This window comes from Rhodopirellula sp. J20-39, from assembly GCF_057365095.1.
Genome location: NZ_CP195123.1, coordinates 537,735 through 554,563, shown reverse-complemented (window position 1 = coordinate 554,563; position 16,829 = coordinate 537,735). Strand labels below are relative to the sequence as shown.

At 53.0% G+C, this 16,829-nt stretch carries 8 protein-coding genes; 5 read left to right on the top strand and 3 right to left on the bottom strand.

Annotated elements, in window-relative coordinates:
- Positions 1 to 240 precede the first annotated feature (240 nt).
- Both ACR3ZL_RS01860 and ACR3ZL_RS01855 read left to right on the top strand, forming a co-directional pair.
- A complete protein-coding gene (locus ACR3ZL_RS01860) occupies positions 241 to 1,299 on the top strand; it encodes a ketopantoate reductase family protein (protein ID WP_473649583.1) in 1,059 nt (352 codons plus the stop codon).
- A 66-nt stretch (positions 1,300 to 1,365) separates the two neighbouring features.
- Entirely contained in the window at positions 1,366 to 1,923 is a 558-nt protein-coding gene (locus ACR3ZL_RS01855; RefSeq protein ID WP_473649584.1) for a TVP38/TMEM64 family protein, read from the top strand.
- Here the strand turns inward: ACR3ZL_RS01855 and ACR3ZL_RS01850 are convergent.
- Positions 1,920 to 3,596, bottom strand: coding sequence for a GH3 auxin-responsive promoter family protein (locus ACR3ZL_RS01850; RefSeq protein ID WP_473649585.1), 1,677 nt, complete (start codon positions 3,594 to 3,596; stop codon positions 1,920 to 1,922). The genes ACR3ZL_RS01855 and ACR3ZL_RS01850 overlap by 4 nt on opposite strands.
- Before the next feature lie 203 nt (positions 3,597 to 3,799).
- Here ACR3ZL_RS01850 and ACR3ZL_RS01845 point away from each other — a divergent pair, with 203 nt between their 5' ends.
- Positions 3,800 to 4,981, top strand: coding sequence for a dipeptide epimerase (locus tag ACR3ZL_RS01845; RefSeq protein ID WP_473649586.1), 1,182 nt, complete (start codon positions 3,800 to 3,802; stop codon positions 4,979 to 4,981).
- Between the two features lie 8 nt (positions 4,982 to 4,989).
- Complete coding sequence (locus ACR3ZL_RS01840; protein WP_473649587.1) at positions 4,990 to 5,850, top strand: alpha/beta fold hydrolase; 861 nt, start codon at positions 4,990 to 4,992, stop codon at positions 5,848 to 5,850.
- Here ACR3ZL_RS01840 and ACR3ZL_RS01835 read toward each other — a convergent pair.
- Positions 5,833 to 7,482, bottom strand: coding sequence for a GH3 auxin-responsive promoter family protein (locus ACR3ZL_RS01835; protein WP_473649588.1), 1,650 nt, complete (start codon positions 7,480 to 7,482; stop codon positions 5,833 to 5,835). The genes ACR3ZL_RS01840 and ACR3ZL_RS01835 overlap by 18 nt on opposite strands.
- Before the next feature lie 38 nt (positions 7,483 to 7,520).
- Positions 7,521 to 15,092 carry an SDR family NAD(P)-dependent oxidoreductase gene (locus tag ACR3ZL_RS01830; RefSeq protein ID WP_486173170.1) on the bottom strand — a complete coding sequence of 2,524 codons (7,572 nt, stop codon included), beginning with the start codon at positions 15,090 to 15,092 and terminating at the stop codon, positions 7,521 to 7,523.
- 658 nt (positions 15,093 to 15,750) lie between these two features.
- Here ACR3ZL_RS01830 and ACR3ZL_RS01825 point away from each other — a divergent pair.
- Complete coding sequence (locus ACR3ZL_RS01825) at positions 15,751 to 16,767, top strand: NAD-dependent epimerase/dehydratase family protein (RefSeq protein ID WP_473649590.1); 1,017 nt, start codon at positions 15,751 to 15,753, stop codon at positions 16,765 to 16,767.
- The last annotated feature ends 62 nt before the right edge of the window (positions 16,768 to 16,829 follow it).

Genomic DNA, 16,829 nt, shown 5'->3' with positions numbered 1-16,829 from the left:
AAAAAGCGCTTCGTAGCCAGTATTCGTTGCCCCCCCCGACAGGCCCGATTGAACCGCGGTCACGATCGCACATTTGCTCCAACATCGATTCGCACTAAGGTTCGAAACTGCCAGTCCCTACCGGAAAGACCGTGATATAGAACAGCACAACCTTTCCCTCGGGGCAACGAACTTTAAGCTTTCCCCGGTAGCATCCTTGATTCTTTCACCATCCTTTTCATCACAATATTCACAGCGAAGATGGCATTCCCCAAAAAGATAAGTGTGATAGGTGCAGGAGCAATCGGTGCCATGTTCGGTGGGCTCATCAAGTTCTACCAACCCGACACCGAAGTCGTCCTGATCGCCCGTGGTGAGCATTGCACAGCAATGCAGGAACGCGGTCACATCCGTCTGCGTGGTGATTGGGGCCAGCGTGATGTGCCGATCACCGCGTCGTCGTCCCCCGAGGCAGTCAAGGGTTCTGACGTCGTCCTATTCACGGTGAAGACGCAGGACACTGAACAAACCGCCCAACAATTTGCTGAGGCGATTGGTGACGCGATTGTCGTCTCACTACAAAACGGGATCAATCAACACATCCTAGCCAACTACTTTCGTTCTGACCGTTTACTCGTTGGCATGACTTCGACCAACATGGCGATCGTAGAACCGGGTGTCATCGAATTCCATCGCCATGGCGTGAGCGTGATCGGCCCAGCCTCGGACGACACACCGGCCTCGGTGATCGATTTGGCACACCAAACACTCGCAGCATCGGGTTTGCCAATCGAGATTTCTAACGGAATCTTAGGGACGCAGTACAACAAACTCCTATTTAATACGATGGGCTACGCTTCGGTGCTATCAGCAACCGACCTGCTCCGGGAAGGCATTCTGGATCGTCAATGGAGAAACCATGTCGCGATCCCGATCTTGTCGGAAGGCTTGCGAGTCTTGGACGCTGCCAATATTCCGCTTCAACGGGTTAATGGAATGTCCGATGTGTTGCGGTTTCGACGTTTCTTGCGAATGTTCAACATTCCTGGAATGAACTTGGCCGGCAAGACAATTTTGCGGGGGCCATTCCAATTGCCTGGTCTCGTGTTCTCGGTCTATCAAGATTTGACAAGAAACCGACCGACCGAAATCGATTTTGTGAACGGAGAAGTTGTCCGTCTCGCCAACACTTGCTCCGTCGACGCACCTTACAACGCTGAGGTCGTCCGTTTGATCCATCAAATGGGTTCTGCATCGGAACTGAAATTTTTCAGCCGCGCAGAAGTCGTGGAGCGATTCCGAAAAATTCAGCCAGGGTAACTTGCGTTTACCACACACTCCCCCAAAAAACCTCAATATTTTCTCGGTGTCCGACAGCGGGGCTTCATGCCGCATTTCTTTATTAAGCTTTTTCGTTCGCCCACGTTTTACGTCATCGTCTTTCTGCTGGCAGCGGGCTGGGTGTTGATGCGCTGGATGTCGGATCACGATGTGGAATCATTCCGAGAAACCTATGGATGGGCCGCAGTCGCAATCACAGTGCCTGCGCATATTGTTCTAGCGATCACTCCTTTTCCCTCCGATGTTTTGGCAATCGCCAACGGAGTCCTGTATGGAATGCTGATGGGCACGATCCTGAATTGGATCGGATGGTGGACCGCATCGATGGTGGAGTTCGGGCTCGGCCGCCGCGCAAGAGCCGACTTCGAACTGGACAGCCAAACCGACCAGCTTCCACGTTGGCTACAACGATTTCCCGTCAACCATCCTGTCTACCTCATTGGCTCTCGGCAAGTTCCCTGGCTAGGCTTGCACATCGGTTCGTTCGTTCCTGGGGCAGCCGGCGTGTCATGGAAACGATTTGCTTGGTGTTCGGCCATCGCCACGATCCCCGGATCAGTAGTAATGACCGCCATTGGCGCAGGGCTGCTGACTCTTACCTAAACGAGATCAGACAGACTTCTGAACTTTTCGGCCAACTCCGGCTTTGCAGCAAGGAACGGATGCTTGTAGGCATAGTTGTCATTGCCTTCGCCAGATGTTTGCTGCCGGCGATGTTCTTCCCAGGTACCCTCAGGAATCGACTTCACGACGACACCACCCATCCGCCGTCCCTGTAAACGCTCTTCGTATTCGCAGTTGACCTCACTGAGTCGTTGATCGACTTGCCCGGCAACTCGGTGAGCGGCTTCAGCATCAAACTTCTCTTCAACCAATAACCTGTAGTAGGCCGGATCACCTGGCACGGGTACTAAGCTGTAATGCTCGACCGCTAAACCAAGATCCTCAAAGGCTTGGCCAATCGCCTGAGTGACTTGGACTTCGCTTAGCTTTTCGCCGGTCATGCTCGAATAATGAGCCCCCTTGTTTAGGAAGGTTAACTGGGGACAACGTCCTACAAATCCGTTGCACACGACGACGTCATGAATGTCGTATCGGTACAGACCGCTCAGCGTAGTCATCAATAAGAAATACGCCTGACCGACTTCCAATTCATGAGCTTCCAGCACGGTGGGGTTCGGTGTGTCATGTTCGTCGACTGGAACAAATTCAAAGTAGTGGCTCTCATAGTCCAACAACCCTTGGCAAGTTTCATCTTGCATCGGCGAGGTCATGTGGCCTTCGCTAGCGGACAGCCCGTGGTCACGTAGCGGAACGTCACCATAGTACCTACGCAGCGTCGGCAAGTAGGCCGCCACTGAGCCACCCATCCATACCGACACGACCGACAATCCGGGCCAGAAGTCTTTCGGGTGCAGCGTACCGGTCGTTTCGACAATTCGGTCAAGCTCTTTCGCTCTTTGGGGATTCGGTTTCATCCGAGATTTTTTCAGCACTTGCCGCACATCCGCTGAAACGTCCACATGCTCTGACAAGGTTCCATCGTGCACGTCTTTGATAAGCCGAGCCTTTTGTTCGTCGGCCAATCTTGCCAAGTGGATCAGTGTGAGTGGATTGGCAGTGACGATCATCCCGATCTGCGGTGTTGCGATCGCGACACGCAACGACGCATACTGTTTATTTTCAGCACCTTTCACCTTTAAAAGTGCCTTCGGAAGAATGAACAGCGAATTCGTAATTCGCGGCCGTGTCTCCGCCGCTAGTCCACTAATGCTCCCACATGGAATACCGCCCGGCGTTCGGAACTGATCCCAGTCGCTTGCCAAAGTCAACGTGTACTTGGACAGCAAATCTTGGTGATCGCGAAAAGTCGCCAAACCCCAGTAGTTCCAGCTGCGGCGATACTCACTAAAGAAGTGATTTGTAATCGGAACGTACTTCGCTTGACTGGTAGTTCCCGATGTCATCGAGAACATCAACACCTCGGTACCGGGTCCGAAAAGGGCTTGCGAGTTCCCATTCTTCACCTCTTCGATGTAGGGCCGATATGTTTCGTAATCAGCAATCGGAACCTGCTTGCGAAAATCTTCGACAGTCCGAATGGAAGAAAACTGATGTTCTCGACCAAACTGGCTTTCCTGGTTTAGCCGTATTTTCTCCATCAACCGTTGTCGTTGAACGGATGGGCAATCAGCGGCATTTCGCAAATAGCCACTTAAACGGCGCAATCGCCATTTGAGATATCCGAGCCGAACATAGTGAGACGGTGGGTACATAAAACAAACGCCAGAAACTCTCGAAGGACAGTGATAGACGAAGTATCGTAGTTGTAAGGGCGGGCGGTTCAAAGTCGTCAATTTTGCGTATATTGCTCGTTTTAAACAGTATGCCGCTCAACGAACCGATGCATCCGGACAACGCATCCGTTCCCGTCTGATGTACCGGCGTTTTTCTATAGAAACCAACAGGGTGTCGAACGATGCGAATCGCCGAAATCACAGGAATGATCGTGCGATTGCGCCTGCGAAAAGAGTTCAAGCACGCTTCCTACACCCGGTCCGCGAGTGAAAATTTCATCGTTCGATGCCGATTGTCCGATGGCACCATCGGATGGGGTGAAGGCGTCCCACGAACCTACGTTACTGGAGAATCCGCCGAAGGATCGCTGGAACAGCTGGCCGCCGCAGATCTAGCCACCCAGCTCGGCGGAAACTGCGATTCCTGGACAGATGTGATCGAGCTATGCCAAAATTATCAGCCGCTTGAGCCCAGCAGCGACCCCCGCAGTTGCCTCGCAAATGCTCACCGATGCGCGGTGGAATTGAGCATCCTGGATGCGTTCGGTAAAAACTTCCAATCGCCGCTTCGGAACGTCATCAAGGAACTCCCTTACACATCATCGATCCAACAACAATCCGATCGTGTGCAGTATTCCAGTGCAATCAGCTCGGGTAGTGTTCGCAAGGAAATCTTGAGTTCTTTGGCGATGCGCATTTACGGCTTTGGGCACTGTAAGGTGAAGGTGGCCATGCAATCGGATCGCGATCCAGAACGCCTGAACCGCATGCGACGCTGGGTGGGAAAGAAGATGGATTTGCGAGTCGACGCGAACGAGGCATGGTCTCCTGACGAAGCCGCTCAACGCATCGCGGATCTTGAGCCCTACGGAATTACCTGCGTCGAGCAACCGCTCTCACACGCCGATGTCGCCACAATGCCCCGCTTACGTCAAAACGTCGAAACTCCATTGATGCTTGACGAGTCACTCACCAGTTTCGTGGACGCCGAAGAAGCGATCACTCACGGCTACTGTGATTTATTCAATATTCGATTATCAAAGTGCGGCGGTTTGCTTAACAGCTGGAAACTTGCTGCGATGGCACACGAGGCGGGACTGGGCTACCAACTTGGATGTCACCCGGGTGAATCAGGTATTCTTTCGGCTGCCGGTCGTCACTTTGCTACTTCAGTGAAGAACATTCGATACCGCGAAGGCTCGGCCGATAAGCATCTGCTTAAGGAGCTTTTTACTACTGAAGATCTAACGTTCGGACGCGGCGGGTGGGCACCAGCGTTAGAACGTCCTGGCCTAGGCATCACCGTGGACGAGTCCAAACTACAACAGCTCGTCGTTCAGTTAAAATTGTTCGCAATAAATTGAGTGCAACAATGTCGCCCCCGAATCTCGTCTACTACAGTGGCCACCATGGAACACGACTCGCTGCGCGAGTTTGGAATGCAGACGATTGCCTCGCCGATGTCATTTGTTTGCACGGCATCATCAGCCATAGCGGATGGTACGAGGCAAGTGGATCGCATCTCGCCAAGCATGGTTTGAACGCCCACTTCTTGGATCGGCGAGGATCTGGCCTTAACTTCACATCACGTGGCGACGTGGATTGCTGGACGACTTGGCTGGACGATGTAGTGGCATACATCGAGCAACTGCCCAATCAAAATCCAAAAATCTTATTGGGCATTAGCTGGGGCGGTATTTTGGTCACAGCAATCGCTCGCCGGAATCCGCAATTGATCAGCGGTCTCGGACTAATTTGCCCTGGTTTGTTTTCTCACAAATCGACAACCCAAGGTCAGCAACTTGGAATCAAACTGGCCAATAATATAGGACTCAAGAATCACAAGGTAATGATCCCACTTCGAGATCCAAAACTATTTACCAACGCTTCAAGGTGGCAGCGATACATCGCTGAAGATCCCCTGACCTTACGCAAAATCACGTTACGTTTTGCATCCGAGAACTTAAAACTGCTTCGTTACGCGACTGAAGCCCCCGAACAAATCAAATCGCCGGTGATGCTTATGCTGGCATCGACCGATCCGATTACTGACAACACACCGACTCAGGATTTTGTGAAGCGAACGGGAACCTCAGACCAAACGTTCTGTGAATATGTCGGAGCTTCGCACACCTTAGAGTTCGAAGACGACCCGACGCGTTATTTCACGGACTTATCCACATGGTCATCAAGGGTTGCCCAACAATGTGCGACATCAAATCGAGATACTTAACTCATTGAGCACTTCGTGAGACGAACTCAAGAACGTGTGTTTGTATTGTTCATAAGTCCCGCCTCGCTCAGCTAGCTTCTGGTCTCGCAGCCTTCGCCACGTCCCCAATGGCACCACTCTCGGCTCGAGCGGCAACAATCGCTTTGTCTTGAGGCGGTCTTCGTATTCGCAGTTCATCGCCGATAACTTCAAATCAATCGACGAAGCAAGCTGATCGGCCATTTTTTCGACCGGTGACTCCACTAGCAGAATGTACCGAGGTGTCTTTCCCATTACCGGCACAATTAAGACCGTCTCGACATTCTGATCAGAATCAAGGAACGCTTCACGAACCGCTGTAGCAACTTGATACTCCGTCAATTTCTCTCCGGTCAAGCTACTGCACTGCACGCCTTTATGAAGGAATGTCAGCAACGGAGTTTGACCTTCGAACCCGACGCACTCAACGACATCATGAATGTTGTAGCGAAACAGCCCGGCGGAATTCGTGAGCAAGATATAGTACGATTTGCCCTCTTCAAGCTCGTGAGCTTCCAAGAGAGTTGGGTTGTCGCTGCCAAACTCGTCAGCGGGGATGAACTCATAGAAGTTTGACGTGAAATCGAGTAATCCAGAATTGGATTCATCGCACATTGGAATCGTCATACGACCTTCGCTGGCCGACAAACCATGATCGCGAAACGCACACGACCCATAAAGTTTTCTCACGTCCGGAACAAACGCGCCGACGGATCCACCCATCCAAACGCCAACCACCGACAACTCCGGCCAGAAGTCACGTGGTAAGAATTGCCCAGTTCGCTCGACAACCTGTTCCAGTTCTCGAATGCGTTGCTTCCCGACCGGACGAATGCGTTTCCTGAGTAACGCAGGAATTTGACTCTCCTCACCTTCAGGCAACGTGATCGTCCCGTTCCGCATGTCACGCAGCAACGCTTCTTTGTTTTGGTCAGCAAGCTGAGCTAGGCTCACCAAGGTGAGAGGATTGGCCGTGATGATCATTCCGACGCGGCGCGATGGAATTGCCAACCGCAACGTCATGTACTGACGACTGGTCCATTCACTGATCTTGCCAACTTGGGGTGGCACGATAAACGGACGTCGGACGATCGCCGGCCGCGTTTCAGCAGCTAAACCGCTGATGCTGCCACGCCAGATTCCTGCCGAGGTTTGGCTGTGCTGCCAATCACTCGCTAGGTGAACATAGTCCTTCGTCGCAAGGTCCATGTGATCTTCATGGGTTTTCAAGCCCCAAATCTTCCAGCCGCGTTTGTAGTCGCGAACAAATTCTTCGGTTACCGGAATCGACTTCGGCTTGTCGGTCGTCCCGGAACTCATCGCCAGCATCAACAACCGAGTCCGTGGTCCAAATAAAGCCTGAGTGTCGCCATTGCACACGTCATCGACGTATGGCCTCACATACTCAAAGTCTGTAATCGGGACCTGTCGACGAAAGTCAGCCACGTTGCGAATCGAACTCAATCCGTGATCACGACCGAACCGGCTATCCGCGCAAAGAGCCAGCTTCGATTGCAGCACCTTTTGCTGAACAGAATGCGAGCATTTCGTTGCCGCCAACATTCGCTTGACGAGCAACGATTGCAACTTGATATAAGCCCAACGAGCATTCATTAAAAAATCTCTAACGGCAGTAGGTTAAAACTTCGTCGTCACACGGATGGCACGCTCGGCTCGCCGAGCAACTCTCGGATCGTTTCTGCCATTTCACCCACATGCGGTGTGGTCATCATCGTAAAGTGGTTTCCTGATACCTGATGAAGTCGAAGCCGGGCGATGTCGCCCCACCCCAAATCATCAGCGAGAGAATGCCCTGTCGCATTGGACAAAACACTTGTAGTCTCGGGCCGTATCATTTCAACCATCAAGTCGCTCGATGGTGTTTGATAGTTCTGCAAGATATTGACGTGTTGCTTGCATACATAAATCAGCCGTTTCAAAAACTCAGGCGTGGTCTTCGTCGGCAACACGCTGTTCTCAATCGACAACTGAAGGACGGTGTTCACCGCCTCTTCTTCACTGAGTTGGTGCAGTTGTTCATAGCTGATCTCCATAGAAGTCCCGGCGAAGTAATTCGCAAACTCAACCAGATCGACTAGGAACCGAGCACCATCGTTTTGGTCCACCTTTTCAAACACAACCGGTAAAGGTGTATCGATCAAAATGAGCGACTGTACGGATAAGTTATCCTGCACCATACGCCGCGCGATCTCGTAGGCGAAAACGCCGCCGGTTGACCAGCCCAGTAAACAATATGGCCCTTCAGGACATTCATTGCGGATCGCTGCGAGATAGTCGTCTACCAACGACTCCATCGCACCGTGTGGTGTCGTGCCAGCCTGTAAACCTCGTGATCTCAAACCAAACACCGGTCGATCATGAATCGCGCGGGCAAGCGAATCATAACAGCGAAGGTCTCCACCCACCGGGTGCAAACAGAACAACGGCGTTCCCTCGCTTCGCGATCCACCGAGCGATACGAGTCCGGTGTTGTTACGCTGCACCACATTTCGCTTTGCCGAATTTCTTTCGACCGTAGCGGCAGGCGTCGATGGCAACGCCGCTTCCTGAGATTTCGGCGCTGGTTCCGCTATGGACTTGTCGTCATAAGCCGAACTAGCAACTTTGGCTAAGGACAACACGCTAGGATCATCGAACAAGCTGGACATGGGAATCTCGATGCCCAGCTTGGCTTCCAGCTTGGCTTTCAATTCCATTCCCATCAATGAATCCATGCCCAGCGTAACGAGTGGCTGTTCAGGTTCAATCGATTCCGGCTCGATTCCCATCACGTCGCCCAACGCTTGTGAAACAATCGACTGTAGAAGGGCAACTCGTTGCTCTGCGGTCATGGCGACGAGTTGCTGATACAGTTGCTCATCGCGATTCCCACCACCGCGATTTTGCGAGTCCGAGCCCCCTGATCTCGCTGCGAAATCGTGGAAGATACTCGAACCACCGCCCATCATTTTGCTCAAAAGAACGTCCCAGTTCGCGTCCATGATTGCGAAGGGGCCGACTGAACTTTGGACTGACTGGTCCATCAAATTGATTGCAACGTTTGGCGCTAAAGGACTCATTCCGCGTTCACTTAGTTGGCGTCGCACCTCTGGTGTCGCCGCCATGCCTTCAGCATCCCAGGGCCCCCACGCGATTGACGTTGCCGCTAATCCAAGGTGCTGACGATAACTGGCCAATCCGTCAAGAAATGCATTTCCAGCGGAGTAGTTTGATTGCCCAGGCGAACCAATTGTGCCCGACACTGAAGAAAACAGCACAAATAGATCGAGCGGTTCAGTTAGTGTTTGGTGCAAGTTCCAAGCACCTTGGGTCTTCGGTGCCAATACTTGCCGAAGCTGGTCCAGTCCCATGGACTGCATCAATCCATCCTGAAGCACTCCGGCAGCATGGAAGACAGCTTTGACCGGTGGGTACGACTTTGGGATCTGCGAAAGTGCATTGCGAAGACTAGCCTGGTCACTCACGTCGCCTTGAATGACAGAAACAGCAACTCCGTCGGATTGAATAGGCTTGATTTGGTCGCGAACTTCGCTCGCACTTCGACGCGACAGAATCGCAAGATGTTTTGCACCTTGGCTGATTGAGTATTCCGCCACCTGCTTTCCGATCGCACCCAAACCACCGGTAATCAATATCGTGCCACCACTCGCGAACGCGGTATCGTTGGTGACCGTGGTCGACTCTTGATCTGTCTTGTCGCTCGCCATGCGGGCGACGACTTTCCCGATGTTCTTCCGCTGGGACATGTAGCGAAACGCGTCGACAATTGATTCGGCATCAAATGCGGTCAACGGTAACGGTCGATAGACACCCTGTTCGAATAGAGGTCCGATCTCGTCATACAGGCGACAAATATCGTCGGGACGCTCTCGCAACATGCGATCCAAGTCAATCGCGTGATACGACAAATTATCTTGGAACGGCCATAATCCAATGCGACGGTTTTGGTAGATGTCTGTCTTCCCGATTTCCAAGAAGCGTCCATAGGCCGCCAAGATGGAAAGGCTTTTGGTGATCGCCTCGCCTGGCAAACTGTTCAAAACTACGTCGACACCATAACCCGATGTGATCTCGAGAATCTCGTCAGCAAAATCCAGCGTACGAGAATCCAAAACGTGTTGCACACCAAGTGATCTCAGATAGTCTCGCTTAGTATCGCTTCCGGCAGTTGCAAAGATTTCGGCGCCGACCGCTTGCGCAATTTGAATTGCAGCAAGACCGACCCCGCCAGCCCCCGCATGGATCAATACTCGTTCGTTCTTCCCTAGCCGAGCCAACGAACACAACGCGTGATGCGCTGTCAGGAATGTAATCGGGATCGTGGCTGCATCATCATCAGTAAGACTATCGGGAATCGCGACGATTGCGTAATCCGCTGTGGTCGTATGCGAAGCAAAGCTATAGGGAGCTACCCCCATTACTCGCTGCCCCACTTTAAAACGATTCACATCGGAACCTATGCGAGAAACCACTCCCGCGCACTCAATTCCTAACGGTACAATTTCGTCTTTGATCCCGGGGTACAGTCCCAAAGCTTTCAACACATCGCTAAAGTTCAGTCCGGTGCTTTGGACGGCGATCTCAACTTCATTGGGAGCAAGCGTTTTGGCCGTTACCGGCTCGTAATGCAACTCGTCAAAACTTGGCGAATCCCCTAACCGAAGTGCAAACCGTTCCGAAGTAGGAAGGCTTTGTCGCGATCCTTGATCGCTACCTTTCAATAGATCTGAGGCCGTTTTCAGTCGACCGACATAGCGTTTGCCTTCGCGGATCGCGACGTGATCCTCCACGGTGTCATGCTTGTCAGCTTTCGAGCGAGCGAGTTGACGCAGTTCGTTAAGAAGCGACTCGAGTGACGATTCGGAAGAGTCCACATCAACTAAACGACAGGACAGGTGCGGCGTTTCGACCATTGCCGTACGTCCCATCCCCCACAATGCCGTTAAAGCTGGAGAAACCACATCCTCCGATTGGACCGCGTTCGCTCCACGCGTGACCATCACCGTATTATTAACCGCAGCTTTGGAATATTTTGCGAGCGATCGGAATAACAACAGAGCGCCCGTGCAAATCGAATCGGCTAGCGTTGCCTGGTCGAGGTCACCAACGGATGCTTCTTTAGCACCAACACCACGTAGATCCACCACGTTGATAGAAGCGTTTGAAAGGTCCGCCAAATCATCCAGTAAACGTTCGTAGTCCGAGATTTCGTCTTGGCGAATTCGGCAGCTCGTACTTTCATCTGTCGTGTTACCTGCAGCGAAGCTGTACTTGTCGCTAGTTTTAACGAGACAGCACTGGCCGCCTTGCTTTCGCAGTTGGTCAACCAAACGATCGGCGACGCCATTGGCATCAGCGAAAACAAGCCACCGTGACTCGACCCCAGTGGATTGCGAGAGTGACTCGTCTAAAGACTGAGGCTGCCACTGAAGTTGATAAAGCAGATCTTCCGGCTTCGTTTGGATAGACGAATTTCGCTTGGAAACTCGCTGAACCCGTGCACCGCTAATTTCAGCAATTCGCTGACCATCATCGTCGCACAGCAAGATATCTGCATCAAAGGTGTCCGTCCCGGCTTGCCCTTTTCGACGACGCGTATAGATCCACAGCGGCCCCGTCGGCAGATCTCGATACACCCGAACCTGTTCAGCATGGGTCGGCAATACCAAGTCAGTAATCGAATCTTCCGCTGATTCTAAAACCACCCCAGCAATTGACTGCAAGCATCCATCTAGCACCGCTGGATGCATTACGTAGCCTGCAAGATCATTCTGCAGAGGCTCGGATAGCTGCAATTGACACAAGCATTCGCCTGGTCCCGAACTCAAATGCGACAGCACTTGGAACATCGGTCCGTATTTCAGTCCGCATTCTGCGATCCGCTGATAAAACTTGTTACCTTCGATCTGGAACGTCATTCGGTCCTGAATCGCTTGACGATCAATCTTGACGGATGCTTGATCCGTGGACGTGTTGGCGTGCACGGTTCCCGACGCGTGAAGCGTCCAAGGTTCAGCCGCTGAAGTTTCACCTTCGCCACGACCAGTGACATTGGCTCGACTGTAGATTTCGACGGATCGCTGGCCACGCAGATCTGGTCCGACATGCATCTGAACAACGCGTTGGCTGTCGCCAGCAAGCACAAGCGGTTGGTCGATCGCCAGATTGTTCAGGGAATGTGGATTGGCAACGCGAGAACCGTTCTGCTCCGCTTTGTTTTCGGGTTTTCCAAACAAGTTCCCAGCGATCGTCAACGCCTGTTCCATGTAGGCGGCTGCGGGCAAAACAGGAACTTGATCCAGACAGTGATCGGCCAGAAATTGAGGATTGTGTTGATCAAGCGTTTGTTCAAACACCGTTTTGTCACCGGCCATTAAAACCTGGTTGCCCACCAGCGGATGCCCCGTGCGCTTAGCCGGCGACATCGTTCCAACATGATGATCTAACTTTCGCGACATGTCGTACCAGAACGATTGGGAATCGAACGGATACGTCGGCAACACCATGCGTCTGGGCTGACGGGGTTGATAGAACGATTTCCAATCAACCTTCACGCCTCGAACGAACAACTCCGCCACACTATCGGTGACCATATCCCAGTCACCGCGACCGGTGCGCAGTGATGGCAGCCACGCAATCGGCTCGCTTTCCCACATTCGGCTGGCCATACCGCAAAGAGTGGTCCCAGGCCCGACTTCGATCGCCGCGTCGATCTTGAATTCTTGCAGCGTCGTCGTCGCATCAACAAAGCAGACCGTTTGTCGCAAATGATTTCGCCAGTACGAAGGTTTGCAAACCCGGTCATCCAACTTGCGTCCATCGCAACTGGAAATCAATGAAATCTTCGGCGAATGAAAGGTGACCTTTCCAGCTAGCTTTTCGAACTCGTCAAGAATCGGCTCAAGCAACGGCGAGTGCATGGCGTGCGAAACTTCGAGGACCTTCGTTTTGATCCCTTTGGCTTCAAACTGTTCGAGCAACTTGTGAACGATGGTCTTGCGACCGGCGATGACGACGCTCTGGGGTCCATTGTGTGCTGCCAGCGCGACCTCATCCTGGTATGGCAAGATTGCTTGAGTCACACTGTCTCGATCAGCAAAGACCACCGCCATCGCACCATCAAGAGGCAGACTTTGCACCAACCGACCACGGTGGGCGGTCAAGGTGAGTCCATCTTCCAGAGAAAAGACGCCGGCTTCGCAGGCGGCCACGTAGTCACCAATACTATGGCCGATCATCACAGCCGGCTCGATGCCTAACGATCGCCACATTCTCGCCAGCGCGTATTCGACTGAGAACAACGCGGGCTGTGTGTACTGCGTTTGATGAATCAGGGGTTCATCTGACGTGTCTTCGTAAAGTACGTGAATCAGCCGCTGTGGCAATAAATCCGCAAGGATCTCATCGCAAGTATCGATCGCTTCCCGGAACACGCGATTCGTCTTGAACAGCTCATGCCCCATGCCAACCGCTTGTGCGCCTTGACCCGGGAACAGAAATGCTACCTTACGTCGGCCGCCCGTCTTAACGGCCCCTTGCTTGATTTTCGCAGACGACTGACCGGCTTGAAATGATCGGAGCGACTTCTTCAGATCAGCAGCATCTGAAGCAACAATCGCTGCACGATGGCGGAATGCCGAGCGGCTAATCGCGGCGGTAAAACAGGCATCTTGAATCGGATAGTTTTCCGGATCCACAATCGAGTCGTTTAGCCTCGATACCATCGACTGGAGTTGCTCCGATGATTTCGCCGATAAAGTCATCAAATGCCCGCGAGCAGAGACGTCAGCGTTCGGTTGCGGTGATTCTTCCGCTTTCTTGTCAAAAGCCCCTTCAAGAATGAGGTGCGAGTTCGTGCCGCCGAAACCGAAACTACTAATCCCCGCGATTGGCTTCTGAGTCAGATCGCTCCACCGCATTGATTCGCTAGCGACCTGCAAACGACTCTTAGACAACTCGGCGTTGTGGTTGAGTTTTTGAAAATGGGTTTGTGCCGGAATCACTCCATGCTGGAACATCAACGTGGTCTTAATCAAAGACGCGATGCCAGCGGCAGTTTCGGTATGGCCGATGTTCGCCTTGACCGAGCCGATATAGCACGGCTCGGATGCTTTCTCTTTTCCAGTACGGAAGATTTCCGATAACGCACTGAGTTCGATCGGATCGCCTAGCGGCGTGGCCGTTCCATGGGCTTCTACGTACGACACCTCACTCGGGCTGCACTTGGCATCTCGCAAAGCACTCCGAATCACTTCGACTTGAGCCGATGCACGGGGAGCATTGATTCCCGATGTCAAACCATCTTGATTCACCGCACTACCGCGAATCGTCGCCAACACGAGATCACCATCACTAACGGCATCGGAGAGCCGCTTCAAGATAATCGCACCGCATCCTTCACCTCGCACGTAACCGTTGGCGCCGTCATCAAATGGTCGGCATCGACCATCAGGCGACAGCATTTGGGCTTGAGAAAACGCGAGCGTGGTCTCCGGAGTCAGGATCGCGTTGACACCACCGACGATCGCGGCGTCGCATTCATTGCTGCGAAGACTTCGAATGGCTAGGTGTGCCGCAACCAATGAAGACGAACAAGCCGTGTCGATGGAAAGGCTCGGTCCACGAAGATCCAGCGCATAAGAGATCCGGTTGGCCGCGATACTCAGCGCGTTTCCAGTTCCCGAGTATGCAGTGATCTGTTCGTAGTAGTTGTCAAGCTGGACCGGCACCCGCGAATAATCGGTACCACCGATTCCCACGAACACACCGGTGGCTGATTCCCGCAAGCTTCCTGGTGCGATCCCGCCGTATTCCAATGCCTCCCAAACGACCTGCAACAGCATTCGGTGCTGGGGATCCATCTTCTCCGCTTCGCGCGGCGAGACGCCAAAAAACGACGCATCGAACTGGTCGATGTTATCGACGAAGCCGCCCCAACGCGTCGACATCTTCCCTGGCTTCGCACCACCCGCCTCAAAGAAACGGTCGATATCCCAACGTGACTCGGGAATCTCACCAGTCTTGTCGAGACCGTTTTGGATCAGATCCCAATACTCAGCAACGCTACCAGCCCCCGCAAACCGACACCCTATCCCCACGATCGCGATCGGTTCGGAAATACGATTGGATTCTCCCATCGCTTTCTTTAGTAGCGCAAGCTTTTGAGGCGACAATTTCGACATTCGTTCCGACGTCGAACTCATGGAGAGGGCTCCCGGTATTCTTATGCAGCTAGGATCGTGGGGTCGTCAATAACGGGAGATTGGTCGAATTCGGTTAGCAGTCACGCCTTTTGATCGCGGTTTGTGTCGTCCATCAAATGACCGCGTTACCCAATTAAGCAATCGCCTTAGTCCGATAGCGTGATCGCGTCAGACCAATCACGAATTCCAATGATTCTGGAGACTGAGTTGGCGGAAACTACGGTCATTGCGGAGCCAGACAAGCGGTGCTTGAAAACTCACAGGAACTATCCGAAGTCAAAATCCAACAAACTGGATGTCTTAGACGAACGGACTTTGGGAATTCCCGATGATAAATACATGCATCCTGACGTTGCTGTGCCCCGCCGCACCGGCCGCCCTATCTTACCTAGCCAAGCGGTCGAGTCCAGCGTTTCCCTATATAAATCAGCGGGCGGAAATCACCCAGGCCGACCGAGGATCAACCAACGATTTACCTTATATGCACTATCCATACGCCAATCCTGGTCAGCCCCTTCACCTACTCTTACGGATCCTCGTTAGATCTGGAATCAGCAGAGCTTCCGCCGGTTTACGAATGGTTGGTCGCAGGCTAACGGACCGCGTTTGATGGATTAGAATACCGCATTTCAACCGCAGATGCCCCAGGTGAGTCTTCATGTCGAATCGTTTTGCCACTGTCACCGGAGCTGCTGGGCTGCTGGGCTGCTACATCACCGAGATGCTGATCGCTCGAGGAATCCCCGTTCGAGCGTTGGCGAGACAACACAGCGACTGCAGCCTGCTTGAGAAACTCGGCGCAACGGTCATGCGAGGAGACTTAACGGACGCATCTTTTGCGAAAGAAGCAATTGCCGGTGCCGACGTCGTCTATCACTGTGCCGGCCGGATCACGAACTGGGGCCCGTGGGAAGATTTCCGGCTAGGCAACATTGTGGCGACGGAAAACGTTGTCGCGGCGTGCGCTGCTCACTCGGTTAGCCGACTCGTCCACGTCAGCTCCATGGCGGTCTACGGACACCCGAAAAAACGCTCCGAATTGCTCACCGAAGACGAACCGCTAGGCCAAAACCTATGGTCCTTCGACTACTACAACCGCTCCAAAATTGCCGCTGAAAAGGCCACGACCGAGCTCGGCGATCGAACCACCATTGTCCGGCCGACTTGGTTCTACGGCCCTCGCGACAAAGCTTTTGTGCCTCGTGTGCTCAGGGCACTTCGCAAAGGTGCCGTATGGATTATCGGATCCCGAGACAATCAACTAAACGGCCTTTATGTGACTGATCTGGCCGAAGCATGTGTGGAAGCCGGGCTCTGTGAGACGGCGGCCGGCCAGGCCTACAACCTCTGTAATGTCCAAGGAATCACGCAACAAGAGCTGTTCGATATTCTTTGCGACGGCTTCGATCTGCCCAAAGTTCGCCGTCGAGTACCGCTCCGGATAGCCCACCATTTCGCTCACCTCGTTGAGACCTCTGCGAGGATCATGGGGCGTAAGGATCCACCGTCGATCTCTCGCCACTCGCTATCGGTGCTGGCTCGTCCACCTCAGTTCAGCAATGCGAAAGCTCGTCGAGACTTGAACTGGCAGCCCAAAGTAGACCATCACGAGGGCTTAGCACGCACGATCGATTGGATCAAACGAGGGGAACCCATAGATGAACCCGTCGTTTAAAGCGATAAGCAAGGCGGCTCTGAGCTGAAGTTGACGCTTCCCGCGATAGCCCAATCCCTACC